The sequence below is a fragment of the Streptomyces dioscori genome (assembly GCF_003024195.1).
Classification (GTDB): Bacteria; Actinomycetota; Actinomycetes; order Streptomycetales; family Streptomycetaceae; genus Streptomyces; species Streptomyces dioscori.
The window spans coordinates 230,625-254,436 of sequence record NZ_KZ679044.1 but is presented as its reverse complement, the minus strand read 5'-3'; the positions used below and the strand labels follow the sequence as shown (position 1 = coordinate 254,436).

Here is a 23,812-nt window from a genome sequence, read left to right as displayed (position 1 = left end):
TCAACGTCCAGCGGGCCGCGGCGACCCGCCCCGCCGGAACACCGGCCCCCGCGAGCAACCCGCCCCCGGCGGCCGGACCCGTACAGCCCGCATCCGGTGAAGCTGCGGCGACCGGCTCCGGCAGCCGTGCCGCCGAGACCAGCGGCACGGGGAGCAACCCCGGTAACCCGGCGACCCGTTCCGGCGGCCCGGCGGTCAACGTCCAGCGCGCCCCCGAGACCCGCCCGACCGCAACACCGGCCCGCACGGGCAACCAAGCCCCGGCGGCCGGACCCGGACAGCCCGCACCCGCGTCCGCGTCGAGCAGCGCCGCGGCGACTGGGGGGACACGGAGCAACTCCGGTACGCCGGTGACCCGTACCGGTGGACCGGTGGCCGACGTCCAGCGAGCCGCGGCGACCGGCCCCGTCGTCACACCGGCCCCCGCGAACAGCCCGCCCCCGGCGGCCGGACCCGTACGCCCCGCATCCGCGCCCGCGACCGGTGCCGGTACAGGAGCCGGTACAGGAGCCGGTCCCGTGGGCCCGGTGCCCCGTACCCATGGGCCCGCCCTCAACGTCCAGCGGGCAGCGGCCGGTTCGCCCGGCACGCCGGCCCGCCCGGACAGCCCGGCCCCGACCGGCCCCGGCCACGCGGTGACCCGTACCAGCGGGCCCGCGCTCAACGTCCAGCGCGCGAGGGCGGGTTCGAGCGGCGCGGCGCCCGCGACCGCCGCGCACGCGTCCTCGGCCGCCACCGAGCCTGCGACGGCAGCCACCTCTGCCGTGGTCCAGAGGTCGGCCGCCGGACCCACCCCGACGGCGGAGACCCGGCCGTCGGCGGTCGTCCCCGCCGGTACCGGTACCGCACCCGTCCGCGTCCAGCGGGCCGCAGCCACTCCCAGCCGTACGCCCGACGCGTCCGGCGGGGCACCGGCCGGTCCGAGCGGGACCACCGCCTCCTCCGACAGCCCCGCTGCCGGCGCCCCTTCGGGCACGGCGCCCGTCGTCCAGCGGGCGACCGCCGGGCCCACCGAGCGCACGGCGCCGTCGGTCTCCGGACCCGCCACCGCGAACTCGCCCGTCTCCGGGCCGAGTCGGACCGCCGCGGCCGGTTCGGGCCCGTACCCGGTGCAACGGAGTGCTTCCACCGGCGTACGGCGCATGGGCCTCGGCGCGCCGATCACCGGGAACCCGTCCGTCACCCGCGCGTCGGCCGCTCCCCCCGGCCCGGCCGCCCCGCTTCCCGTCACCTCGGCCACCCCGCCCTCGACCCTGCCGACCGCTCCCGCCGACCGTCCGCACACCCCGGCGGCGGTCACTCCTCCGTCCGCCCCGGTTGTGCAGCGCGCCGCCGCGCCCGCCGCCCGGCAGCGGCCCCTGCTCGGCGCTCCCCTCTCCGCCCCGCCCGCGGACGCGCAGCCCCTCTCCGGGCGTACGGCTGCGGCCGGTTCGGCCCCGGCCGGGCTGCCCGCCGTGCAACGTGCCCCCGCACAGGCCCCCGCCTCCGCACACGCACACGCACCCACATCACCGGCACAGCCCCTCCGCCGTCCGGCCGTACCCCTCTCCGCCCCGGCCGCCAACGGCCTTTCCGTGCAGCGCGCCACGGCCGCCCCCGCCGCGGTGGTCCCCTCCACCGCGGCAGGCAAAGCCGTGAACGGCGGACAGGCACCGACCCCCGCATCAGCACCCGCACAGGCGCCCGCGCCCATGCGTGCCCTCACTCCCGCCCGCGCCCTCGCACCGGCGTTCACGCCCCCGGCCGCGACGGCATCCCCCGCGCACCGGCGCCCCGTACCCCCGGCCCCCGTGCCGCTGCGCCGCACGGCGCCCGCGTCCGGCCGGTCCGGATCGCTCGGTTCCGGATCGCTCGGTTCCGGACCGGTGGCCGTGCAGCGGGCCGTGGCGCCCGGTGCTCCCGCGGGCCGTGCCGTGCCGCTCCTCGCGGCGGGCACGTCCGCTCCCGCCGGGCCCGTCAGGTCGGCGCCGCCCGCGCAGCCGCTGACGACGCCGAAGGCCTACCCGGCGCCGGTGGCCGTCCAGCGGCAGGCGGTCGCCGCACCCCGGACGGCCCCGGCACCGGCGCCGCCGCCTCTTCCCGCTCCCGCGCCCGTCCCCGTACAACGCGCTCCGCAGCAGGCCCTGTTGCCGACGTCCGCGAGGGCCACCACCGCCGTGTCCACGGTCACGGCGCGCGGGAGTTCGTCGCGCGGCTCGTCCGGGTCGGGCTCCGGCGACGACCCGCCGCCGTACGAGCAGGGCGGCCCCCCGCCCGCGTACACCGCGGTCGCCAAGGGGCAGTTCGACCCCCGCTCCCTGACCGACTTCCAGCTCGACGAGCTCACGCACCGTCTGATCGGCCGGATCACCCGGCTGATCCGTACCGAACTGCGGCTCGACCGGGAGCGGATCGGCAAGCTCCGCGACCCACGTCGCTGAGCGGCCGCCGACCGGCCGAGACCCGCAGCGCCCGCATCACCAGGCACGACCCGGCACCACCCCGCATGACCACGCATGACCGCGCATGACCGACGTCCGCAGAAAGGCCGTTCCCGATGCCCCGCGAAGACCCGGGCTCCACCATCTTCTTCACCCTGACCATCGACGGCGAGAGCCTCGGTTACTTCAACGGGTGCGAGGGACTCTCGTCCTCGGTGGAGATCGAGCAACGCCAGGAGGGCGGCAACAACGGGTTCGTCTGGCAGCTCCCGTCCCGGGTCACCTTCTCCAACATCCGGCTGACCCGGCCGCTGACCCCCGACACCACCAAGGTCGCGGCCTGGATCTCGTCCGTGGCCACGGGCATCAAGCGGCCGACCGCGCAGATCGCCGCGCTGCGCGCGGACGGCTCCGAGGTGGCGCACTGGGGGCTCATCGACGTGCTCCCCGTGAGCTGGCAGGGGCCCTCCCTGGACCCGGCCAACCCGAGCGTGGCCACCGAGGTCCTGGAGATCACTCACCACGGGTTCACGGACTGAGGGGCGGGACACCACCATGGCCAAGGGAAGCAAGGGCGCGGGCAAGAGCCTCGTACGCGCCACGATCGCCATCCACGAGCCGCCCGTCGGATCGAGCACCACTCCGGGCGGGCTGATCAAGACGTTCAACTTCGACTTCAACCCCTCGCAGCTGCAGCTGAGCCGGCGCTCCCAGTGGAAGTCCACGCCGGCCGCGGCCGTGCGCGACGGCACGGTCCCGGAGTTCATGGGACCCGAGCCCCGCGAGATGACGGTCGAGATCTTCCTGGACTCGTCCACGAAGCCGACCAGCAACGCCGTGCTGAAGAACGTGGAGTCCCTGCTCGACTGCTGCGAGGTGACGGCCAAGAGCATCGCCGCGAAGCAGCCCTCGCCGCCCTGGGTGGTCTTCCAGTGGGGCTCGTTCTCCACGGCCCGCTTCACCTCGTACGTGAACTCCGTGGACGTCACCTACTCGCTGTTCGGCACGACCGGTGTGCCGATCCGCGCCACCTGCCAGGTCGCGCTGCACGAGATCCCCAGCACCATCAAGGGCCAGAACCCGACCTCGGGCGCGCTCACCGCGCAGCGGGTGCACCGGGTCGTCGCGGGCGACTCCCTGCAGTCGCTGGCCTGGCGCGAGTACGGCAACGCGTCCGCGTGGCGCGCGATCGCCGAGGCCAACGGCATCGACAACCCCGCCCACCTGCCCACCGGTGTCGAGCTGGTCCTCCCCTCCGCCGAGGAGGTCCGTCACTGATGGCGAAGACGTCCTTCTCCAACATCATCCACGTCACCATCGACGGCAGGAAGATCCCGCCCGACTACATCAACCTGCTCGTCGCCGGCTGGGCCGACCTCGGCGCGGGCGTGCCCGGCGAGTTCCGGCTCACTTTCCGCGACCCGGACCGGGAAGTGCTCGGCAAGCTGAACATCCGGTTCGGCTCCAAGGTGGTCCTCTCGCCCGTCGCCGACGGCCAGGGCGCCGGGAACCCGCTGATCACCGGCGAGGTCACCGGCATGGAGACCGACTACGACGGCACCGGCACGTTCAGTGTCGTACGCGGCTACGACCCGGGCCACCGGCTGATGCGGGTGCGCCGGGTGGCCGCGTACCGCAACCAGACCGCCTCCGACATCGCGCGCAAGCTGGCCGCGATGAACGGTGTGGCGATCGGGAAGATCCAGACGACCAAGACGGTCTACGAGTTCATCTCCCAGTCCAATGTGACGGACTGGGACTTTCTCGCGCGGCTCGCCGACGAGAACGAGATGGTGATGTCGCTGGACGCCAAGGGAAAGTTCGACTTCGCCGAGCCGGATCCGGCCTCCAAGGCGCCCCTGTCGACCTCCCCCGAGGACCCGAACCCCCGGGTGCTGCGGGGCCGCGTCGACGTACTGCGCTGCCGGGCCGCCGTCACCGCCGCCGACCAGGTCGACAAGGTCGAGGCGCGCGGCTGGGACATCCCGACCAAGAAGAAGATCGTCGAACTGACGAAGGCGGGCACCTACTCCGGTTTCGCCATCGGGACCACTCCGCAGAAGGCCGCCAACGCCTTCAAGGCCGCCAAGCTGGTCGAGACCGACACCCCGTACGACCGCCGGCCCGAGGTCAAGTTCGCCGCCGCCTCCCTCGCGGACGACCTCACCTCGTCGTTCGCCGAGCTGGAGGTCACGGTGCACGGCAACCCCGTGCTGCGTCCCGGGGTGGCCATCGCGCTCACCGACGTGGGCGTCCCCTTCGAGGGCAAGTACACGGTCACCTCGGTACGGCACACCTTCGGCGCGGGCAGTCACTACGAGACGCTGGTGACCGTGAGCGGCCGGCAGTGGCGCTCCCTGTTCGGGCTGACGTCCGGCGGCGGCGCGACGGCGCCCCGGCTGCCGAGCGTGGCCAACGCGCTCGTCACGGACGTACAGGATCCGCTGAAGCAGGGCCGGGTGAAGCTGCAGTTCCCGTGGCTGGACGACGCGTACGTCAGCGACTGGACGCGGACCGTGCAGCTGGGCGGCAAGAAGGGCGGCAGCATCTTCCCGATGGACGTCGGCGACGAGGTGCTTGTCGCCTTCGACCGGGGAGCGCTCGACCATCCCTTCGTCATCGGCGGCCTCTACAACGGCATCGACAAGCCGACCGTCGTCAAGGACGTCGCGCTGCACGACCCGGTCAAGAAGAAGGCGATCCGGCACACCCTGTCCGACCGGGACGGCAACCGGGTGGACCTGCTAAGCCAGCAGACCGGCGGGCGCAAGCAGGGCGTCCGGGTGGCCAGCGGCAACGACAAGCTGATCATCAACCTGGACCGCACCAAGACCGAGATCACCGTGGACAGCAAGGGCGCCGTCAGCATCACGGGCGGCACCTCGGTGTCCATCGACGCGGGCACCGATCTCTCGTTGAGCGCCAAGCGCAACATCAGTATCAAGAGCGGCGGCGCGCTCACCCTTCAGGGCCGCGGGATGGTCAACCTCAAGTCGCTCGGCGGCGTGGTGAGCGTGGAGTCGATGGGTGCCCTCCGTCTCATGGCGTCCGGCGCCGCGACGCTGAACGCGGGCGGCACCGTGCAGATCAACACGATCGGCCAGGTGGGTCTGCGGGCCCTCAACATCGACCTCATGGGACTCGTGACGGTCAACAAGAAGCCGTACCCGATCCCGTGACGGCCGGCACCGCGACAACCAGGACCGGGACCGGCAGGACCTGCAGGACCGGGACGAGCAGGGCGAGCAGGACCGCAACGAACGCGGCCGTGACCACCACGGCCGTGACGAGTACGACGACGAGGACGAGAAGGCGGGTGGGTCACTGATGGCCGAGCAGTTCGTCGGATCCGGCTGGGCGTTCCCGCTGCGCATCGGCCCCACCGGGGGCATCGCCATGGTCAGCGGCGAACGCGAGATCGAGGAGGCCATCCGGCTCGTCCTGTCGACCGCGCCGGGCGAGCGGCCGATGCGCCCCGAGTTCGGCTGCGCCATCCACGACCTGGTGTTCGCACCGGTCAACGAGGCGACCGCCGGCCGGATCCAGCACGAGGTGTACACGAGCCTCGACCGCTGGGAACCGCGCATCGAGGTGAGCGACGTCGAGGTGACCGCCGGCTCCGACACCGAGCAGGGCGTGCTCTTCATCGACGTCCGCTACTCGATCCGCGGCACCAACAACCCGCGCAGCCTCGTCTTCCCGTTCTACGTCATCCCCTACCACGAGGAACCCGACCTCCCCGGCGCGGGCGACTCCCCTGAAAGCGAACGCTGATGGCACTGCCCTCCCCGAACCTCGACGACCGCCGCTTCCAGCAGTTCGTCGACGACGCCAAGCGCTACATCCAGCAGCGCGCCCCGGAGTGGACCGACCACAACGTCTCCGACCCGGGCGTCACCCTCGTGGAAACGGTCGCCCACATGGCCGACCAGATCGTCTACCGGCTCAACCGGGTGCCGGAGAAGAACCACCTGGCGTTCCTCGACCTGGTCGGCATCACCCTCTTCCCGCCCTCCGCCGCGCGCACCGACGTCACGTTCTGGCTGTCCGCGCCGCAGGACGAGCCGGTGCTGCTGCCGGTGGGCACCGAGGTCGCCACCACGCGCACCGAGAGCGAGGAGGCGGCGGTCTTCGCCACCGAGGACGAACTGACCATCGTGCCCTGCCAGTTGCGGTACCTGGTGGTCCAGCGCGAGGGTGAGCCGGTCACCGACAGGACCTCGGACCTCGCCGAGGGCAAGGACCTGATGTGCTTCACCGAGTCCCCGCGGCCCGGTGACTGCATGCTGATCGGGCTCGACACAGCCGTCCCGTACTGCGCGGTCGCGATGGAGCTGGACAGCCGCGTCGACGGTGTCGGCGTGGACCCGCGCCAGCCCCCGCTGGTGTGGGAGGCGTGGACCGAGGACGGCTGGGTCGTCTGCGAGATCGACCGGGACGGCACCGGTGGTCTCAACCGGCCCGGTGAGGTCGTTCTGCACATCCCCGGCGCGCACACCCTGTCGCGCACCGGCGGCCAGGAGGCCGGCTGGCTGCGCTGCCGGGTCACCGAGCCGCTGCCCGACCAGCCCTTCTACACGACCTCGCCGACCGTGCGTTCCGTGGACGCGTTCACGCTGGGCGGCACCACCACGGCCGTGCACGCCGAGACCATCACCGACGAGGCGCTCGGCGAGTCCAGCGGCCTGCCCGGACAGCGGCTGCGGCTGGCCCACTTCCCCGTGGTGGGGGACACGCCCCCGGTGCTGCTGCAGACCGCCGAGCACGAGGGCTGGACCGACTGGGAGGTCGTCCCGTCGTTCTCGGCGTCCACCCCGCACGACCGGCACATCACCCTGGACGCCGCGACCGGCGACATCGCGTTCGGCCCGGCGGTACGGGAACCCGACGGCTCCCTGCGCCAGTACGGGGCGGTGGCCCCCAAGGGCGCCGTCATCCGCGCCCGGCGCTACCGCACGGGCGGCGGCCGGGCCGGGAACGTGGCACGTGGCGCCGTCCAGGTGCTGCGCACCTCCGTCCCGTACGTCTCCGAGGTCGTCAACCGGGAGGCGGCGCGCGGCGGCGTCGACGGCGAGACGGTGGAGGAGGCGAAGACCCGGGCGCCCATCACGCTGCGCGCCCAGGAGCGGGCGGTGACCCTGCGCGACTACGAGGAGCTGGCCCGCCGGGCCGCGCCCGAGACGGCCCGCATCACCTGCCTGGAGGGCGACGAGGGCGAGCACGGGGCGTACGCGGTACGGGTGCTGGTGGTCCCTCAGGCCGTACCCGACCCCGGTGGCCGGCTGCGGTTCGAGCAACTGGTCCCCGGTGACGCGCTGTTGCACCGCATCACCCGCCACCTCGACGAACGGCGCCTGATCGGCACGCGGCTGGCGGTGGGCCCGCCCTTCTACCAGGGCATCACGGTGGTCGCCACCGTGCACGCCTTCCGCGGCACCGACACCGACCGGGTACGCCGTCAGGCGCACGACGCCCTGTACCGGCACCTCGACCCGCTGATCGGCGGCGCCGACGGGCGGGGCTGGCGCTTCGGCCGGCCCGTGCAGTCCGGCGAGGTCTTCGCCGTCCTCCAGCGGGTCCCCGGTGTCGAACTGGTCGACGAGGTCCAGCTCCACCCGGCCGACCCGCTGACCGGCAAGCGCGGCGACCCGACGGACCGCATCGACCTCGCCGCCCCGTCCCTGGTCTTCTCCTTCGACCACCGCGTCCGAGTGATCGGAGACCGCGTATGACCCCGCACGGGCCGAACACCGCGGCCCCGCTCACGTCCCCCACCACCTCGCGGGGATCCCGGGCACGGACCGCCCACGACGGAAGCCGCCGCCCCGGTACCCCAGCACCGGCATGCCGGGCGGCGGGGACCGTGCCCGACGAGATCCGCCGCACCGGCACCGCAGCGCCGGGCCCCCGGGCACGGACCACGTACGGCGGAATCCGCCGCTCGGCCGCCGACGCGCCGCGCCCCGTGAGGCCTGCGGTCCGTGCCGCCCACCCGGCTCGTCCGGCTCGTCCGGGGCGTACGGCCGCCCGCCCGGCTCGTCCGACCCGTGCGGGCGCGGGCCGCCCGGAGGCCGTCGTCGCGGCTCCGGGCGGGCACCCGCGCGCGAAGGGGGTCCGGCCGTGAGGGGTTCCATCGACGGGCTGGGATCCTCCGCGCCCATCGGGATGACACTGCCCGCCGTGTTCGCCGACGACGACCTGGCGCAGCGCTTCGTCGGCGGGCTCGACGACGTGCTCGCGCCGATCCTGGCCGTCCTCGACAACCTGGACTCCTACTTCACGCCGTCCCTGGCCCCGGTGGACTTCACCCGGTGGCTGGCCGGCTGGGTCGGCGCCGAGACCGACGGCAGCGAGCCCGAGGACCGGCTGCGCGCGGCCGTCGCCGCCGCCGCGTTCCTGCACCGGGTACGGGGCACCAGCCGCGGCCTGTCCGAGGCGGTGCGCCTGGTGTTCGGCGTGGCCCCGGAGATCACCGAGAGCGGCGGCGCCTCCTGGGACGCCCGGCCGCTCGGCCCGGTCCCCGGCGACCGCCGCCCGCGCCTGCACGTCGCCCTGCGCCTGCCCAACCCGACCCGCGCGGACGAACACCGCCTCGACAGCCTCGTGGCAGCCGCCCGTCCCGCCCACATGCCCTACACGGTCCAGGTGACCGCCGCCGAAAGGACTCCCGAGAGATGACCAGCCAGAACTCCGGCACGGGACAGGAGCCGGCGCGCAGCTGTGCCGAGTGCGGCACCCGCGCGGAGCCCGGCCAGTCCTTCTGCGATTCCTGCGGCGCGGTACTCGGCTGGGGCACCGGCCGCAACGCCGCGGCCCCGGTGGCCGCGGGAGCCGCCGCCCCGGCGCGGGACTCCGCGACCGGCCGTGGGTCCGACAACGATCCGGGCGCCGCTGCGGGCAGCGCCCCGGGCAGCGCCCCGCGCAACGACCCGGGACGGGACGCGTTCGCCGCGCCCGGTGCCGGTACGGCGGCGGCCCGCCCGGCCCACGACACCCCGGCCGCGGGCCACCCCGCCGGCCACCCCGCCGGGGACGACACCCACCAGCGCGCCGCCGCGGCCGCCCCGCCCGCGGCGACCCCGCCGAACGCCTCCGCTCCCGCGGGTGCGGGCACCGCCATCCCGGAGCAGCGGAACCCGGCACCGGCCCCCGCGGCCGCGTCCCCGGCCGCACCGGCCGACCTGGCCGCCCCCGACATCTTCTCCGCCCTCACCCCCCGGACGGCCACCGGCGGCCACGCGGACGACACGGACACCGAGCCGCGCGTGGGCTTCGGTCACGGCGCCCCGTCCCCGTCCCCGTCTCCCTCCCCGCCCCAGGCTCCGGCCCCCTCCGCCGCCGACACCGCGGACGAGCGGGCCAGGTCCCTCCTCATCCCCGTGAGCGACCCCGAGCCCCGGGCTCCCGTCACCCCCGCCGTCGCTCCCGTGCTGCCGGGCGTCCCGCTGGCCGGCCGCCCCCAGGTCCGCGCCCCGGGCCCCGAGTCCGGCCCGGAGGACGGCCCGCCGTGCCCGTGGTGCTCCACCCCCAACCGGCCCGACCGGCACTTCTGCGCCCGCTGCGCCATGCCCATGGAAGGCGGCCCGCGCCCGCCGGAGCGGCAGACCTGGTGGCGCCGCCTGCTGAGCTTCGGCAACGGGCAGACCCCTTGGGCGGGCGAACGCCCCCGGCTGCGCCGCGGCTTCGGCCGCATCATGAACTGGGTCGTCGGCGCCGCCGTGATCGGCCTGGTCATCGCGCTGATCGTCAACATCGGCGACGGCATCGACGCGACCCGCGACCACTTCGCCAAGCGCGCCCCGGTCGGCCCGGACAGCTTCAGGGCGTCCCGCTCGTACCCCGGGCACAGCCAGAAGCTCGCCTTCGACGGCCTCAGCAACACCTGGTGGGGTCCTGGCGTCTCGCAGGCCGGTGAGGGCGAGTGGATCGAGGCCCGCTTCGACACCCCGACGCGGCTGCTGGACGTGGTGATCACCTCGGGCGTCTCGGCCAAGCAGGAGCATCTCCAGGAGTCGGCACTCCCCAAGCGCATCGAGGCGCAGATCACCACCGCCGACGGAAGGAAGAGCAGCCGGTTCATCACCCTCGACCGGATCGCGGGCGGCCAGGCCCGCAAGTTCCGGGTGGGCGAGGTCCGCGCGGTGCGGTTCATCCTGCGCTCGGCGTACGCCGCCGACGCGAAGAAGCAGGTGTCCATCGCCGAGATCGAGTTCTTCGGCCGCTCGAACACCAGCCGGTCGTGACGAGCGCCACGGTGTCCACAAGAGCCGAAAACGGCCATCCCTGATGACTTATGACCTGCCCCGACCGCATCATGTGCAAGTTGTTGTCTCACGATGCGGTCGGGGTTGACGTGGCCATGGGGAAGAACGGAATACGTGCGGCGGGCGCCGTGGCGGGCTGCGCCCTGCTGCTCGCGGGCTGCGGCGGCTCGGACGGCGGGAACGCGTCGGGCGGCGCCGACCGCGAGCCCCTCACGGTCGCCAAAGCCCCCGCCCGGATCCCCGTACCGCTGGGCAAGGGCAGCAAGGTCGCCGGCGACTTCAACGGCGACGGCCACCCCGACCTCGTACTCAACGATCTCGTGAAGCGTGACACGCACGGGGACGACGCCGGCATCGGGATCGTGTACGGCTCGGCCCGCGGACTCGTCCCCGGCGCACGGCAGTTGCTGAGTCCCGCGCAGCACGCGGCCACCACCAAGGGGCAGTCGCCCGCCGTCTTCGACGCGGAAGCGAGCTGCGACCTGGACAAGGACGGCTTCACCGACCTCGTCGTGTCGACCGACCCGCCGTACGACGGCCAGGGGCAGCCGCCGGTACCGCTGCAGATCCTCTTCGGTTCGGCCCGGGGCCTGTCCGGCAAGGCGGTCAAACTGGCGATCCCCGCGCAGGCACGTTTCGGCAACGACTGGCCGGACCAGCCGGTGTGCGGCGACTTCAACGGCGACGGGGCGGCCGACCTCGTCGTGCACGCCTCCGACGGCCGCCTCAGCTATCTGCGCGGCCCCTTCACCCGCAAGGGCGCCCCGAAGGCGGCCGGCGCGCCGCTCGACTCACCCGGCAACGCCCCGGCGCCCCCCGCCGTGGACGTCGACGGCGACGGCTACGACGACCTGCTGGTGCGTACGGCCGAGGGGTCCGGCACCTCCGCCTCCTCCCTCGTCATGGGCGGACCGACGGGCCCCACCGGCACCGCGGTCGCCCTCCCGAAGGGCGTCGACGTCGCCTTCGGCCAGTTCGGCAGGGGCAAGGGACTCGACGCGGCGATCGGCACGATGCGCGCCACGGCCCTGCGGTACGAGGTCCCGGGCACCCTGCGCGGCGAACTCGCCGTCGCCGGTACGGTCCTGGACGCCGGTGACTTCGACGGCGACGGGGTGAGCGAACTGGTCTCCAGCGGCTCGCAGCTGCGGATCCTCAAGGGCCGCACGGGCGGCCTGTCCGCCTCCGGCATGGTGACCGTGCAGCCACCCGCCGGGGGCACCACCCGCGTCCTGACGGTGGCCGACTTCGACGGCGACAAGCGGGCGGACCTGGTGGTACGCACCTACCGCGGCGACACCGAGGACACGATCGCCGTGTACCCGGGCGCGAAGAAGACCCTGATCGCACGCAGGCCCGCACTCACCTTCTCCACGTCGGAGTTCCTCGGCGCGGAGGGCTGATGCGCCACGCGGTTTCGCTGCGCGCCGCCGTCGCGCTGCTCGCCGTCGGCGGCTGCCTGCTCACGGGCTGCGGTGAGGGCTCCCCCGCCACTCCCGCCCCCACGAAGCCGAGCGCCGGAAAACCCTCCAACGAACCCCGCCCCGGCGACTTCAACGGCGACGGCTACGACGACTTCGCGACGGTCCTCACCTCCCAGTCGAAGGACAGGTCCCGGTCCGAGGAGAACCTGGTGGTCGTCTACGGCTCCCGCGACGGCCTGGCCCCGGCCACCGCGCAGCGGACCTCACCGGGCACCGAGTTCGCGTACTTCACCTCCCCCCTGCGCACCGACCTCGACGGCGACGGCTACACCGACCTGGTCGTCGGCCGTGGCAGGGCCGACTCCCGCCTGACGACCCTCGCCCTGTTCGGCGGCGCCCGGGGCCTGGGCCCCGCAACCGAACTCACCGCCCTGCCCGCGGACTTCCGGCCGCTCGCCGCGGCCGACTTCGACGGCGACGGCTCGACCGACCTGCTCGACGGCGGACAGGGCGGCACGGGCGACCCCGCCGCGACCGTTCCCGGCTCCGCCGGACTCCTCCTCCACGGCCCCTTCGACAGCAAGGGCACCCCGAAGCGCCAGGCCGCGCTCGACCTGGACCAGCACGGATACGCGACACCCACCACGGCCACCACCGGCGACTTCGACGCCGACGGGAAGGCGGAGGTGGTGTTCACGTACTCCTTCGACGCGGAGGAGGACGAGAGCGCGCCCGAGGATCTGCACACGGTGGGCTACTACGAGGGCGACGAAGTCGGCCTGGCCCGCGACCCGGCGCGCGAGCCGGCCATCACCGAAGCCGTGGAGACCTTCGACGGCCCGCGCACCCCGGCCACGGGCGACGCGGACGGCGACGGCGTCGACGACCTGCTGCTCCCCACCCAACTGAAGGTGGCCCCGGCGGACATGCCGGCCAAGGGCGGCGCGCTCACCATCCTGTACGGGGACAGGTCCGGCCTGGGAGCCGGGCGCGAGAAGTCGGTGATCGAGGGCGAGGACGGCGCGAAACGGCGTACGGACTACGGCAGTTCACCGGCCACCGGGGACGTGAACGGTGACGGCCGACCGGACATCGTCGTCGACACCCCGGACTTCCGGCGCCACGACGGCAAGGTGACGCTGCTGCCGGGCGGCCCCGGGGGCGTCCCGTCGGCGGCCGGCGAACAGACCGTCGACGCCGGGACGGACGGCCTCCCCGGCACCCCGAACCCCCACTACTGGAACGCCTTCGACCACCAGCCCCCACTGCTCGACGTGAACGGCGACGACCACGCCGACGCGGTGGTCTTCGCCCCGCTCTACGAAAAGCGCAAGGGCGCGTTCCTGGTCCTGCGGGGCACGGACGACGGCTTCACCCCGACGAAGACCCAGCTCTTCACACCGGACGAGGTGGGCGTGCCCTTGCGCCTGAAGTGACCGCCCCTGCCCTCACCGCCTGGGCGCCGCTAGGCGGAGATGCCGTATGAGCCCGGCGAGCCCGCCACGGGTTGCTTCCAGCACGGTGGCAGGGGTTTCGCTCTCGCGGAGGAGGAGGGCACCCCGACCGACGCCTACCTCAAGGCAGTTGGGGCCCTCCTGATCGCCGGAGAACGAGGACTTCTGCCAGTCGCCGGCCTGTGCCATGTCAGGTTTTCTCATTGGTCCTTGGTCAGTCGGTGGATGAAGTCCCTCGACTCTACGACGCCCAATGCCGACTTCTGCACCTCTACGAAGGACCGCCGATACCGGTCGAGCTGGGCCTCCGCGTCCAGGAAGGTGCCTGCGTGCGCGGCGTCCAACAGGACCGTGTCCAGCGCTGGAACAGGACCACCCAGAAGCAGCGTGGCGTAGAGGACCTTGAAGCCGTCCACATCGAACGGCACGACGCGCAGGTCGACTTGAGGGCGCTCGGCCTGCTCCAGGATGTGGCGCAACTGCCGTCGGGCCACACCACGGCCGGCCCTCCTGATGCGGAGAGCGGCTTCGTGGATCACCACCTCGTAGACGAAGTCGTCCTGGTCAAGGACCTCCTGGCGCCGCAACCGGAACAGCGCCCTGGTCGCGCGCTGCTCCTCCGCCATCCCCCAGAACGTCTCGCCGTAGAGCGCCTGAACGTGCTCTTCGGTCTGCAACAGGCCGGGGATGCTGACCATCTCAAACGATCTCAAGTAGCTTGCGTGGTGCTCCAGTTCAGCCAGATCGACGAAGGTTCGCGGGAGACGACCGCGATACTCCTCCCACCATCCCCGCACCCGCTCGGTCGCAATGACCGCCAGCGCGTCGACGAGTGGGCTGTCCCCAACTCCGTAGTGGCTGGCCAGAAACCGGACGCGCTCCGCGCTCACGCCGACGCGCGCGGACTCCACGTTCGAGAGCTTGCCCTCGTTGATCCCCGTCGCACGGGCGGCTTCCCGAAGTCCCAGCCCTGACCGCTCCCGAAGCTTGCGCAGCTCCGTGCCCAAGCGCTCCTGCCTCACCGTAATGACGGCCCTGGCGACCATGCACCCCTCTTTCCCCATGAGTTGAGGTCACGATAGTGCGGGAGTAGCTTGACCCGGGTCAAGCTACTCCCCTACCTTCAGTGACGACACAAATACTCACCGGAGTGGGAGTGCGGCGCACCGTCGTGCCAGCGGCGGACGCGAACCGGCCACCGCTCCGCCTCACCCCCACCCCCCACCCCGTACCGGGAGCCCCCATGCCCACACCCGTGCCCGCACCTTGGGAGTACACGCTCTACATCCCCCACGACCCCCGAGCCGTGGGCATCTGCCGCCGAGCCCTGCGCGACATCCTGACCAGCCACCACCTCCCCGCCCTCGTCGAACCCGCGGAGCTGCTCGCCTCCGAGCTGCTCGGGAACGCCATCCGGCACACCAAGGGCCCCGCCGCCCTCAAGCTCAGACGGTCGGGGCCCACCCTGCGCCTCGGCGCCTGGGACACGGACCCGACCCCGCCCGGCACCAAGCCGCAGGACGACGAGTCGGACGAGGGCAGGGGCCTGCACCTCGTAGACGCGTACGCCGACGACTGGGGCTGGTTCCAGGTCAACGGCACGGCGGGCAAATACGTCTGGTGCGAACTGGGCGCCCCGTGAGGGGCGTGCCTTCAGGGGCGCGGGGAACTGCGCGACCAGCCCCCACCGGCCCGCAGATCACCGTCACCCCCGCACAACCCCACCCCTACTCCAGGTGTCACACAGGTGAACCAAGCGGACCCACCTGGTCTCGGCCACCCGGCCACCCGGTTGAAGTCACCCCAGCCCCCTGGAGCCCCCCGTGCGCATACGGACGTACACCGTCGCCGCAGCGGCCACCTCGGCCCTGACCCTCGCAGCCCCCGCGGCAACCGCAGCCGTGCCCCAACCCTCCCCCTCCACCAGCGACTTCAACGGCGACGGCTACGCCGACCTCGCCGTCGGCGTCCCGGACGGCGCCGTCGGCGGCAAGGCGAGAGCCGGATACGTCAACGTCCTCTGGGGCGGCAAGAAGGGCATCGGCGCCCACGGCAGCATCCGCGTCACCCAGGCCACCACCGAAGTGCCCGGCACCCCCGAGGCAGGCGACCGCTTCGGCGCGGCCGTGGCCCTGGAGGACCTCAACGGCGACGGCATCGCGGAACTGCTGGCCGGCGCCCCCGGCGAGGACATCACCGGGCGCGGCACGGACGCCGGCGTGGTCGTCGTCGTGGGCGGCGCGAAGGGCGGTCCGAGCCACGGCTCCAACGTCACCACGGGCCCCGCCGCCTCCGCCGCGTACGGGCTGTCGGTCGCCGCGGCCGACCTGACCGGCGACGGCAGCAGGGACATCGTGGTCGGCGGCAGGGACAAGGTCGTCCTGCGCACCGCGGACGGTCTCGCAGCGACCGTCGTAGGCGCCCCCATGGGCGGCCGGGCCCCGATCCTGACCACCGGCGACTTCACCGGCGACGGAGCGGCGGACCTGGCGGTGGGGTACTGGACGAACACCCCGTTCACCCAGTCCCACGTACGGATCTGGGCCTGGGAGAGGGCCGGGCAGGCCCTGGCCAACGTGTGGAACACCGACAACGCCGGCGTCTCCGCCCTCGCCGCCGGCGACTTCGACGGCGACGGCCACGACGACCTGGCCCTCGGCGAGTGCCGCGAGATCGCCGACGAGAACATCGACGACCCGTGCGGCCCCGAGGAGTACGCGCAGGGCGGCGGCATCCACATCCACTACGGCGCCGCCTCCGCCGGATCCACCGGATCCGCCGGATCCTTCGGCTTCCGCAAGCAGACCCTGAACCAGGACACGGTCGGCGTACCGGGCCGAGCCGAGTCCGGCGACCGCTTCGGCGCGGCCCTCGCCGTCGCCGACCTGAACGGCGACGGCCGCGACGACCTGGTCGCGGGCGCCCCCGGCGAGGCGATCGGCACCCGGGCGAACGCGGGCGCGGCCACCGTCCTGTTCGGCATGAAGAACGGTCTGGTCGACGAGTTCGGTGAGGGGACCGCGGTCGCGTACAACCAGGGCACCCCGCGTGTGCCGGGTGCGGCGGAGGCCGGGGACGCCTTCGGCGCGGCCGTCGCGGCCGGTGACTACGATCGCGACGGCCGGAAGGACCTGGCTGTCGGTTCCCCCGGCGAGAACGTCAACTCCGGTGGCCTGTGGGCGTTCCCGCACGCGAGTGCCGACGGCTCCTACGCCCTGACCCCAGCCCGGCTGGGCCTGCCCGCCCCCACGAGCGCGCTCACCTACGGCAAAACCCTGAGCAGTCTCTGACGAAACATCTGGCAGATCCCCTAGGGCACCCCTAGGGGATGTCACAGGTCGGCCGCAAAGCCGGGTCCGATGCCCCGGGCCCGGCACGTGACTCTGCGGGACCAGGTACGTTCGATTACGTGGCTGGATTCAGGATCGGACGCGGCCGGGACAACCGCACGCAGCAGGCGCCTCCGCAACAACAGCGGCAGCAGCCGTACGGACAGCAGGCCCCCCAGGGCGGCCCGTCGTACGGCTATCCCCCCGCGCCCGGGGCCCACCCTCAACAGCCCCAGTACGGCGGTGGCGGCGGCAACGGCCCGCAGCAGTGGCCGCAGGGCAACGGACACCCCCAGGGGAACGGACACGGTGAGCCGGAGTACTTCGGCGACCCGGGCCACCCCCCGCAGGGCCGTCACCCCCAGGGCCACCAGCCCCGCGGTCACCAGCCGCAGGGCCACGACCCGTACGCGGCCAACCAGCCGGGTCACACGACGGCGTTCTCCGTCGGCGAGGACCCGTACAACCAGGGCGACACCTACCGTGCGGGCAGCGCGCCCGCCGCGCCCGTCGGCCCGCCCCTGCACTGGAAGCAGCTGCTGAGCGGCGTCATCATGCGCCCGAACCAGACCTTCCTGCACATGCGCGACTACACGATGTGGGGCCCCGCCCTCATCGTCACGTTCCTCTACGGTCTGCTGGCCGTCTTCGGCTTCGACGGCGCCCGCGCGGACGCCATAAACGCCACCCTGTCGAACGCGGTCCCCATCGTCCTGGTGACGGCGGTCGCGATCGTGCTCAGCGCGTTCATCCTGGGCGTGGTCACCCACACCCTGGCCCGCCAGCTCGGCGGCGACGGCGCCTGGCAGCCCACGGTCGGCCTCTCCATGCTGATCATGTCGCTCACGGACGCGCCGCGCCTGGTCGTCGCGATGTTCGCGAGCGGCGACGCGCCCTTCGTCCGCATCCTGGGCTGGGCGACCTGGGTGGCGGCCGGCGCGCTGTTCACGCTGATGGTCGGCAAGTCGCACGACCTGCCGTGGCCCAAGGCCCTGGGAGCGTCGGCGATCCAGCTGGCCGCACTGCTGTCGATCATCAAGCTGGGCACGTTCTGAGCAGGGGTGCTCCGGACGCCGAGTCCGTTCCGGGGGTGCCCCGGGACCGGCCGACGGAGCACCATGTAGGGCATGGACGGATCAGACGTACGTACCCGTGACCAGCCCTCGTCCGTGCCGCGGTCACCGGCCGAGGTCAGCGCACCCTGCCGCGTGGCCGCCCCCGACGAGGGCATCAGCCACGAGGAGCTCACCCTCGCGGCCCGCAACCACGGCCTCCCCCTGGAGGCCCTGCGCTACGACGTGACCCCGCCCGGACTGCACTACATCCTCGTCCACTACGACATACCGGCCGCCGACGCCGACACCTGGACCCTCAAGGTCCACGGCCGCGTCCGTACGCCCCTGACCCTGGACCTGGCGGCCCTGCGCGCCCTCCCGCCGGTCACCCACCGCGTGACGATGGAGTGCGCCGGCAACGGCAGGGCCCGGCTCGACCCACGCCCCGTGAGCCAGCCCTGGCTGGTCGAGGCGGTCGGCACGGCGGACTGGACGGGCGTACCCCTGCGGACGCTGCTCGCCGAGGCGGGCGTGGAGCCGGACGCCGTCGAGGCGGTCTTCACGGGAGCCGACCACGGAGTGGAACGCGGCGTCGAGCAGGACTACGCCCGCAGTCTGACGGTCCAGGACGCCATTGCCACCGACCCCGAGGTACTGGTGGCGTACGAGATGAACGGCGCCCCGCTGCCACCGCAGCACGGCTACCCGGTGCGGCTGATCGTCCCCGGCTGGTACGGCATGGCCCATGTGAAGTGGCTGACCGACATCGAGCTGACCGACGCCCCCTTCACCGGCTTCCAGCAGGCGGTGGCGTACCGCTTCCGCCAGTCCTCCGGCGAGCCCGGCGAACCGGTCACCCGTATCGCCCCGCGCGCCCTGATGATCCCGCCCGGCTTCCCCGACTTCATGTCCCGCACCCGGGTCGTACGCCCCGGCCCCGTGCGGTTGGAGGGGCGGGCCTGGTCGGGCCGCGCGCCGGTCACGAAGGTCGAGGTCAGCGCGGACGACGGCGCGTCCTGGCAGACCGCCGAACTCGCCGCGGCACAGGGCGATCCATGGTCCTGGCGCCACTGGCACGCGCCCTGGACGGCGACCCCCGGCCGGCACGTCCTGACGGTCCGCGCCACGGACGCCGAGGGTACGGCCCAGCCCCTCACCCAGCCGTGGAACCGGGGCGGCTTCGCCAACAACGAGGTCCAGCGGATCCCGGTGGTCTGCTGCCAGTAGCCGCGGCGACAGCTGCGGCGGCGGTCGGGGAGGCGCTCAGGCGGCGGCCTCCACCAGGGCGTGCCGGGTCCGGGTGGTGAGCCACACGCTCGCGTCCGGCGCGACGCTCGCCCGCCGCGGTCCGCGGAACCCCAGGTGCCGCAGCTGGTCCCCGTGCCGGGCGGAGAGCGTGACCGCGACGGCGGTGGCGTCCTGCTCGTCGACGGCCCGCAGCCCCGGAGCCAGCAGCCCGTCGACCACCGTACGGTCCCAGGCCTCCGTCTCGTCCGGAGCGCAGACGGCGACCACCGTCCAGTACGGCGCCGACGGATCGGGCCCGGCCGCCTTCAGCACGGTCGACAGGAACAGGTCCTGCGGCAGGCAGAAGGCGGGCTCGGCAGCGGAACGACCGGTGGCCTCGGAACGACCGGTGGCCAGTTCACGGGAGAGCACGCTCTTCAGGTGCGGGCCGGGCGGATCGACGCCGGTTCCGGGCGGCAGCCAGATGGCGGCGGCCAGCAGCGTGCCGTCGTCGTCCCGCTCGGCCACCCACACCTGCCCCTTCTCCAGGGCGTGATGGGCCAGCACCAGCCGCATGACGCGTTGCGCCTGCTCCGAGTGCCCGGCGGAGCTCTGCGTGATCAGCCGCGCCACGGCGGGTACGTCGACGAGTCCTGCGGCGCGCACGGCGGCCCGTACGGGAATCTCAAGCGTGGTCATGGTCATTTTCTACGTTCACTGCCTTTCAGAGAGTGGCCCGGCTCATGCCGGTGAGATTGACAATGCCGGTCGGTTTGCCGACGCCGGCCGGTTGCCTGACGCTTTCGGCCCTTGCCGCCGCCTGCCCCGCTTCGGCCGGAGACAACGTTCGGGACATCGCCCGGGGCGGTGCACTCGGCAGGCTGAGCAGGACGACGCCGCGGGCGGCCGCGAGGGCACCGGCGAGGGCCAGCAGGCCCCCGAGCCCGCCGAAGCCCCCGTACTGCACGCCCTCACCGAGCAGGGTGATGCCGATGGCGGACGCGGCGACGGGATTGACCAGGGTGAGCACGGCGAGCGGCCCGCCGAGACCACTGCGGTACGCCTTCTGCGAGAGCAGCACCCCCGCGGTGGCGAACCCCACGGTCAGGACGGCCACCGCCACGAGACTCCAGCCCGGCGCGGACCCGACGGCGAGCTTCTGCGCCAGCGTGGAACCCACTCCGGAGGCGACACCCGAAGCCGCGGCGAAGGCGAGCCCGCTGCCCGAGGAGGCGGCCTTGCCCTCGCGGCGGCCTCGGACAACGCCTCCACGGACGAGGACCGCGACGAGACCGGCGGCGGCAAGCGCGACAAGAAGCACTTCACGCCTCCCCAGGGTGTCGGCCGGCGCACCGCCGGACGCGGTGGCGGCGAGCAGCGCGACGAGCCCGACGAGGGTGAGGACCATTCCGTGCCACTGCCTGCCGGAGGTGCGGCGGCGGGTGACCAGCGACCCGAGGGGCACCGCCATCACCAGACTCAGCGCGCCGAGCGGCTGTACGAGGGTCAGCGGCCCGTACCGCAGGGCCACCACGTGCAGCAGGGCCCCGCCGCCGTTGAGGGCGACGGATCCCCACCAGGACGGGCGGGCCAGCGTGGACCGCAGACTCGCGGTACCGGCGGCGGTCCGTTCCTGGACCACGGCGGCGGAGGCGTAACAGACGGCGGAGACGAGGGAGAGGACGACGGCCAGCAGGACTGCCACGGCGCTCCTCCCCTCCGGGGCGATTCCCCGAGGTCGATCGATACGAAACGGTTTCGTACACCCAACCTACGGAAGCCGGAATCGAAACGCAAGCGTTTCTTTAACGGGCCGGCGGGTCGGCGCGGCCGTCTGCCCACCCGACCGAACCGTGCACGGACTGTCGGGTCCGGCAAGGTACGACGTTCCTAACGTGGAGGACGCAAAGGAAGGAGGCCGAGTTGCTGGAGCGACTGAACGAGGCTCTGGAGCACATCGAGTCGCGTCTCGACCAGCAGGTCGAGGTGCCCGAACTGGCGCGGATCGCGATGACGTCGGAGTACCACCTCCGCCGGCTGTTCTCCGCGCTGGCGGGGCTCCCGCTGTCCGAGTACATCCGGCGCAGACGGCTCACCGTGGCCGGCGCCGAGGTGCTGGCCGGGGAGCGGACGCTGCTGGAGATCGCGGTGCGGTACGGCTACGGCTCGGGCGAGGCGTTCGCGCGGGCGTTCCGCGCGGTGCACGGCGTGGGCCCGGGCGAGGCCCGGACCACCGGCGCCGCCCTGACCTCCCAGCCCCGGCTGTCCTTCCGCCTGGTCGTCGAGGGGAGCAGCAGTATGCGCTACAGGATCGTACGGAAAGAGGAGTTCCAGGTGGTCGGGAAGAGGGTCAGGGTCCCGCTCGTCCACGAGGGCATGAACCCGGAGATCGCGACCTTCATCCGAGGCCTCGCCCCGGAGACGCTGCAACGGATCACCGCACTGTCCGGTGAGGAGCCACGGGGGATCGTGGGGGTGAGCGACAACCTGGACCCGAGCAGGGCGGAAGGAACGGAACTGGACTACTACCACGCGGTGGTGACGGACCCCGGGACGACCGTCCCGCAGGACCTGGACTCCCTCACGGTCCCACCGGGCACGTGGGCGGTCTTCGAAAGCTCGGGCCCGTTCCCGCTGACGCTCCAGCACATGTGGCGGGACGTCTTCACCCAGTGGTTCCCGTCCAACCCGTACCGGAGCAGGCCGGGCCCGGAGATCCTCCGCACCCGCCTGTCCGCGGACGCCACGGAGGCGGAAGCGGAACTGTGGATCCCGGTGGAACGAACGACGGCCTGACGCCGGGGGCAGATGCTCGCCCCCTGGACATCAGGCGTCGAGCACCTGCCCCGCCCGCTTCACTACGGGCGGCTCGACACTCCACGGGAAGTTGATCCACTCATCCGTGCGCTTCCACACGTACTCGCACTTCACCAAGGACTGCGACTTCTCGTAGATGACCGCGGAGCGCACCTCGGCGACGGCGTCCACGCAGAAGTCGTACACGAGCTTCAGCGTCTTGCCGGTGTCGGCCACGTCGTCCGTGATCAACACTTTCTTGTCGGAGAAGTCGATGGCGTTGGGGACGGGAGCGAGCATGACCGGCATGTCGAGAGTGGTCCCCACCCCCGTGTAGAACTCCACGTTCACGAGATGGATGTTCTTGCAGTCGAGGGCGTACGCCAGGCCACCCGCCACAAAGACGCCACCACGGGCGATGCTGAGCACGATGTCGGGCTCGTACCCGTCGTCGGCGATGGTCTGGGCGAGCTCACGAACGGCGCCCCCGAACCCCTCGTACGTCAGATTCTCGCGTACGTCACTCACGCTGTCCGTCCCGCTGCCGCTGCCGCTCCCACTCCCGCTCACACCTGGGTCCGATGGAAATTGAGGAAGGAGCGGGAGGCGGTCGGACCGCGCTGCCCCTGGTAGCGGGACCCGTACCGGTCGCTGCCGTACGGGAACTCGGCCGCCGAGCTGAGCTGGAACATGCACAGCTGCCCGATCTTCATCCCCGGCCAGAGCTTGATGGGCAGGGTCGCGAGGTTGGACAGCTCAAGGGTCACGTGCCCGGAGAACCCCGGGTCGATGAACCCGGCGGTGGAGTGCGTGACGAGCCCGAGGCGCCCGAGCGAGCTCTTGCCCTCAAGCCGCGACGCGAGGTCGTCGGGAAGCGAGATCACCTCGTACGTGCTCGCCAGCACGAACTCCCCGGGGTGCAGGATGAACGGCTCGTCCCCCTCGGGCTCGACGAGCCGCGTCAGGTCCGCCTGCTCCACGGAGGGGTCGATATGGGGGTAGCGGTGGTTCTCGAACACCCGGAAGTAGCGGTCGAGCCGCACGTCGATGCTTGAGGGCTGCACCATGGATTCGTCGTAGGGGTCGATCCGCACACGCCCGGCGTCGATCTCGGCCCGGATGTCCTTGTCAGAGAGAAGCACGCCCCGAGGATACGCAGAGCCCGCGGGCCCACCACAATCCGGCGATCGTGACGGCCCCACGGGCTCCTGAACCACTGCGCTACTCGACCTACTGACCCACTGGCTGCCCGACCGCGTCGTTGCGGTCAGCGCTTCTCGAACTCCACGGGTACGACATTGCGGAGCCGGGTGCACCTGGGACAACGGATCAGCCGGCCAGGACCGAGCCGATCGGCCTGCTGCATCGGAAGTGATGCGGTGCTGAATACGTGCCCCTCGGCACAACGGACGACGGTGCTGCGTTCCATCAAGTCCTCAGAGTCCCTTCCCCAAGAGCCGCGTCTGACTGAAGAGGAAGCCACATTACGGGATGAAAGGGACGGCCTTCCAGGCGGCACTCCGATCCCGCCTGACCCCTCTCCAGCTCCCCCACCGTACGCCCCAACTCCCGCGCATCGCAGCCCCGTCCACCCCCCGAAACGCCCCTGGGCCCCACGGCTTCAGCACCGGGGGCCTGGCATGGGGTATGGTGAATCCGCGTTTCCGACACCGGCCCGAACGACACAAATCCGGCGTCTTACGCGGGTGTAGTTTAGTGGTAGAACATCAGCTTCCCAAGCTGAGAGTGCGAGTTCGATTCTCGTCACCCGCTCCATGCAGAACCCCCAGGTCATTGACCCGGGGGTTTCTTGTTGTCTAGACCGGTGAGCGGGGCGCGCACC

21 protein-coding genes, 1 tRNA gene and 1 pseudogene are annotated in these 23,812 nt (G+C 72.6%); 16 read left to right on the top strand and 7 right to left on the bottom strand.

The window, feature by feature from the left end; genetic code table 11:
- Window positions 1-1,129: pseudogene (locus C6Y14_RS44725) on the bottom strand (hypothetical protein); the annotation flags it as partial.
- Between the two features lie 13 nt (window positions 1,130-1,142).
- Here C6Y14_RS44725 and C6Y14_RS19680 point away from each other — a divergent pair.
- The 10 genes from C6Y14_RS19680 (at window position 1,143) to C6Y14_RS19635 (ending at window position 13,544) form a co-directional block, all read left to right on the top strand.
- Window positions 1,143-2,420, top strand: a complete 1,278-nt coding sequence (locus tag C6Y14_RS19680) for a hypothetical protein (protein ID WP_225891165.1) — start codon at window positions 1,143-1,145, stop codon at window positions 2,418-2,420.
- 116 nt (window positions 2,421-2,536) lie between these two features.
- Window positions 2,537-2,959 (top strand): phage tail protein, encoded by a 423-nt coding sequence (locus tag C6Y14_RS19675; RefSeq protein ID WP_107018038.1) that lies wholly within the window; start codon window positions 2,537-2,539, stop codon window positions 2,957-2,959.
- 16 nt (window positions 2,960-2,975) lie between these two features.
- Window positions 2,976-3,698, top strand: a complete 723-nt coding sequence (locus C6Y14_RS19670) for a CIS tube protein (protein WP_107018037.1) — start codon at window positions 2,976-2,978, stop codon at window positions 3,696-3,698.
- Window positions 3,698-5,599: a VgrG-related protein gene (locus C6Y14_RS19665; protein ID WP_107018036.1), complete on the top strand. Its 1,902-nt coding sequence runs from the start codon at window positions 3,698-3,700 to the stop codon at window positions 5,597-5,599. The genes C6Y14_RS19670 and C6Y14_RS19665 overlap by 1 nt, the downstream gene beginning before the upstream one ends.
- A 148-nt stretch (window positions 5,600-5,747) precedes the next feature.
- Complete coding sequence (locus C6Y14_RS19660; protein WP_107018035.1) at window positions 5,748-6,194, top strand: GPW/gp25 family protein; 447 nt, start codon at window positions 5,748-5,750, stop codon at window positions 6,192-6,194.
- Complete coding sequence (locus C6Y14_RS19655; RefSeq protein WP_107018034.1) at window positions 6,194-8,152, top strand: putative baseplate assembly protein; 1,959 nt, start codon at window positions 6,194-6,196, stop codon at window positions 8,150-8,152. Before C6Y14_RS19660 ends, C6Y14_RS19655 begins: the two co-directional genes overlap by 1 nt.
- A 388-nt stretch (window positions 8,153-8,540) precedes the next feature.
- On the top strand, window positions 8,541-9,098 hold the full coding sequence (locus C6Y14_RS19650; RefSeq protein WP_107018033.1) for a phage tail protein: 558 nt from the start codon (window positions 8,541-8,543) through the stop codon (window positions 9,096-9,098).
- Window positions 9,095-10,663, top strand: a complete 1,569-nt coding sequence (locus C6Y14_RS19645; RefSeq protein ID WP_107018032.1) for an NADase-type glycan-binding domain-containing protein — start codon at window positions 9,095-9,097, stop codon at window positions 10,661-10,663. Before C6Y14_RS19650 ends, C6Y14_RS19645 begins: the two co-directional genes overlap by 4 nt.
- Before the next feature lie 116 nt (window positions 10,664-10,779).
- On the top strand, window positions 10,780-12,087 hold the full coding sequence (locus C6Y14_RS19640) for an FG-GAP repeat domain-containing protein (RefSeq protein WP_107018031.1): 1,308 nt from the start codon (window positions 10,780-10,782) through the stop codon (window positions 12,085-12,087).
- Window positions 12,087-13,544 (top strand): FG-GAP and VCBS repeat-containing protein, encoded by a 1,458-nt coding sequence (locus C6Y14_RS19635; protein WP_107018030.1) that lies wholly within the window; start codon window positions 12,087-12,089, stop codon window positions 13,542-13,544. The genes C6Y14_RS19640 and C6Y14_RS19635 overlap by 1 nt, the downstream gene beginning before the upstream one ends.
- 12 nt (window positions 13,545-13,556) lie before the next feature.
- Here C6Y14_RS19635 and C6Y14_RS19630 read toward each other — a convergent pair whose 3' ends face one another.
- Both C6Y14_RS19630 and C6Y14_RS19625 read right to left on the bottom strand, forming a co-directional pair.
- Entirely contained in the window at window positions 13,557-13,751 is a 195-nt protein-coding gene (locus C6Y14_RS19630) for a DUF397 domain-containing protein (protein WP_107018029.1), read from the bottom strand.
- Between the two features lie 11 nt (window positions 13,752-13,762).
- Entirely contained in the window at window positions 13,763-14,608 is an 846-nt protein-coding gene (locus C6Y14_RS19625) for a helix-turn-helix domain-containing protein (RefSeq protein ID WP_107018028.1), read from the bottom strand.
- Between the two features lie 197 nt (window positions 14,609-14,805).
- Here C6Y14_RS19625 and C6Y14_RS19620 point away from each other — a divergent pair, with 197 nt between their 5' ends.
- From C6Y14_RS19620 to C6Y14_RS19605, 4 genes are all read left to right on the top strand, one after another.
- On the top strand, window positions 14,806-15,204 hold the full coding sequence (locus tag C6Y14_RS19620) for an ATP-binding protein (protein ID WP_107018027.1): 399 nt from the start codon (window positions 14,806-14,808) through the stop codon (window positions 15,202-15,204).
- A gap of 181 nt (window positions 15,205-15,385) precedes the next feature.
- Window positions 15,386-16,852 (top strand): FG-GAP and VCBS repeat-containing protein, encoded by a 1,467-nt coding sequence (locus C6Y14_RS19615; protein ID WP_225891164.1) that lies wholly within the window; start codon window positions 15,386-15,388, stop codon window positions 16,850-16,852.
- A 38-nt stretch (window positions 16,853-16,890) separates the two neighbouring features.
- The gene (locus C6Y14_RS19610; protein ID WP_107018025.1) at window positions 16,891-17,946 is read left to right on the top strand and encodes a Yip1 family protein; all 1,056 of its coding nucleotides are present in this window, start codon (window positions 16,891-16,893) and stop codon (window positions 17,944-17,946) included.
- Between the two features lie 72 nt (window positions 17,947-18,018).
- Entirely contained in the window at window positions 18,019-19,173 is a 1,155-nt protein-coding gene (locus tag C6Y14_RS19605) for a sulfite oxidase (protein ID WP_107018024.1), read from the top strand.
- A gap of 36 nt (window positions 19,174-19,209) precedes the next feature.
- Here C6Y14_RS19605 and C6Y14_RS19600 read toward each other — a convergent pair whose 3' ends face one another.
- The gene (locus tag C6Y14_RS19600; protein WP_159074276.1) at window positions 19,210-19,872 is read right to left on the bottom strand and encodes a hypothetical protein; all 663 of its coding nucleotides are present in this window, start codon (window positions 19,870-19,872) and stop codon (window positions 19,210-19,212) included.
- A gap of 25 nt (window positions 19,873-19,897) precedes the next feature.
- Window positions 19,898-20,878: a DMT family protein gene (locus C6Y14_RS19595; protein WP_107018022.1), complete on the bottom strand. Its 981-nt coding sequence runs from the start codon at window positions 20,876-20,878 to the stop codon at window positions 19,898-19,900.
- A 218-nt stretch (window positions 20,879-21,096) separates the two neighbouring features.
- Here C6Y14_RS19595 and C6Y14_RS19590 point away from each other — a divergent pair, with 218 nt between their 5' ends.
- Window positions 21,097-21,969: an AraC family transcriptional regulator gene (locus tag C6Y14_RS19590; protein ID WP_107018021.1), complete on the top strand. Its 873-nt coding sequence runs from the start codon at window positions 21,097-21,099 to the stop codon at window positions 21,967-21,969.
- Between the two features lie 30 nt (window positions 21,970-21,999).
- Here the strand turns inward: C6Y14_RS19590 and C6Y14_RS19585 are convergent, their stop codons facing one another.
- Together C6Y14_RS19585 and dcd are read right to left on the bottom strand one after the other, a co-directional pair.
- On the bottom strand, window positions 22,000-22,497 hold the full coding sequence (locus tag C6Y14_RS19585; RefSeq protein WP_107018020.1) for a phosphoribosyltransferase: 498 nt from the start codon (window positions 22,495-22,497) through the stop codon (window positions 22,000-22,002).
- A gap of 38 nt (window positions 22,498-22,535) precedes the next feature.
- Entirely contained in the window at window positions 22,536-23,111 is a 576-nt protein-coding gene (gene dcd, locus C6Y14_RS19580) for a dCTP deaminase (RefSeq protein ID WP_107018019.1), read from the bottom strand.
- 560 nt (window positions 23,112-23,671) lie between these two features.
- On the opposite strand from dcd, the gene C6Y14_RS19575 reads away from it, so the two are divergent.
- A tRNA-Gly gene (locus tag C6Y14_RS19575) sits at window positions 23,672-23,745 on the top strand.
- Window positions 23,746-23,812 lie beyond the last annotated feature (67 nt).

Bases quoted from the DNA above. Each gene is read 5' to 3' on its own strand.
- C6Y14_RS19680 (WP_225891165.1), top strand. From the start codon at position 1,143: ATGGGCCTCGGCGCGCCGATCACCGGGAACCCGTCCGTCACCCGCGCG.
- C6Y14_RS19675 (WP_107018038.1), top strand. From the start codon at position 2,537: ATGCCCCGCGAAGACCCGGGCTCCACCATCTTCTTCACCCTGACCATC.
- C6Y14_RS19670 (WP_107018037.1), top strand. From the start codon at position 2,976: ATGGCCAAGGGAAGCAAGGGCGCGGGCAAGAGCCTCGTACGCGCCACG.
- C6Y14_RS19665 (WP_107018036.1), top strand. From the start codon at position 3,698: ATGGCGAAGACGTCCTTCTCCAACATCATCCACGTCACCATCGACGGC.
- C6Y14_RS19660 (WP_107018035.1), top strand. From the start codon at position 5,748: ATGGCCGAGCAGTTCGTCGGATCCGGCTGGGCGTTCCCGCTGCGCATC.
- C6Y14_RS19655 (WP_107018034.1), top strand. From the start codon at position 6,194: ATGGCACTGCCCTCCCCGAACCTCGACGACCGCCGCTTCCAGCAGTTC.
- C6Y14_RS19645 (WP_107018032.1), top strand. From the start codon at position 9,095: ATGACCAGCCAGAACTCCGGCACGGGACAGGAGCCGGCGCGCAGCTGT.
- C6Y14_RS19640 (WP_107018031.1), top strand. From the start codon at position 10,780: ATGGGGAAGAACGGAATACGTGCGGCGGGCGCCGTGGCGGGCTGCGCC.
- C6Y14_RS19635 (WP_107018030.1), top strand. From the start codon at position 12,087: ATGCGCCACGCGGTTTCGCTGCGCGCCGCCGTCGCGCTGCTCGCCGTC.
- C6Y14_RS19630 (WP_107018029.1), bottom strand. From the start codon at position 13,751: ATGGCACAGGCCGGCGACTGGCAGAAGTCCTCGTTCTCCGGCGATCAG.
- C6Y14_RS19625 (WP_107018028.1), bottom strand. From the start codon at position 14,608: ATGGTCGCCAGGGCCGTCATTACGGTGAGGCAGGAGCGCTTGGGCACG.
- C6Y14_RS19620 (WP_107018027.1), top strand. From the start codon at position 14,806: ATGCCCACACCCGTGCCCGCACCTTGGGAGTACACGCTCTACATCCCC.
- C6Y14_RS19610 (WP_107018025.1), top strand. From the start codon at position 16,891: ATGTCACAGGTCGGCCGCAAAGCCGGGTCCGATGCCCCGGGCCCGGCA.
- C6Y14_RS19605 (WP_107018024.1), top strand. From the start codon at position 18,019: ATGGACGGATCAGACGTACGTACCCGTGACCAGCCCTCGTCCGTGCCG.
- C6Y14_RS19600 (WP_159074276.1), bottom strand. From the start codon at position 19,872: ATGACCACGCTTGAGATTCCCGTACGGGCCGCCGTGCGCGCCGCAGGA.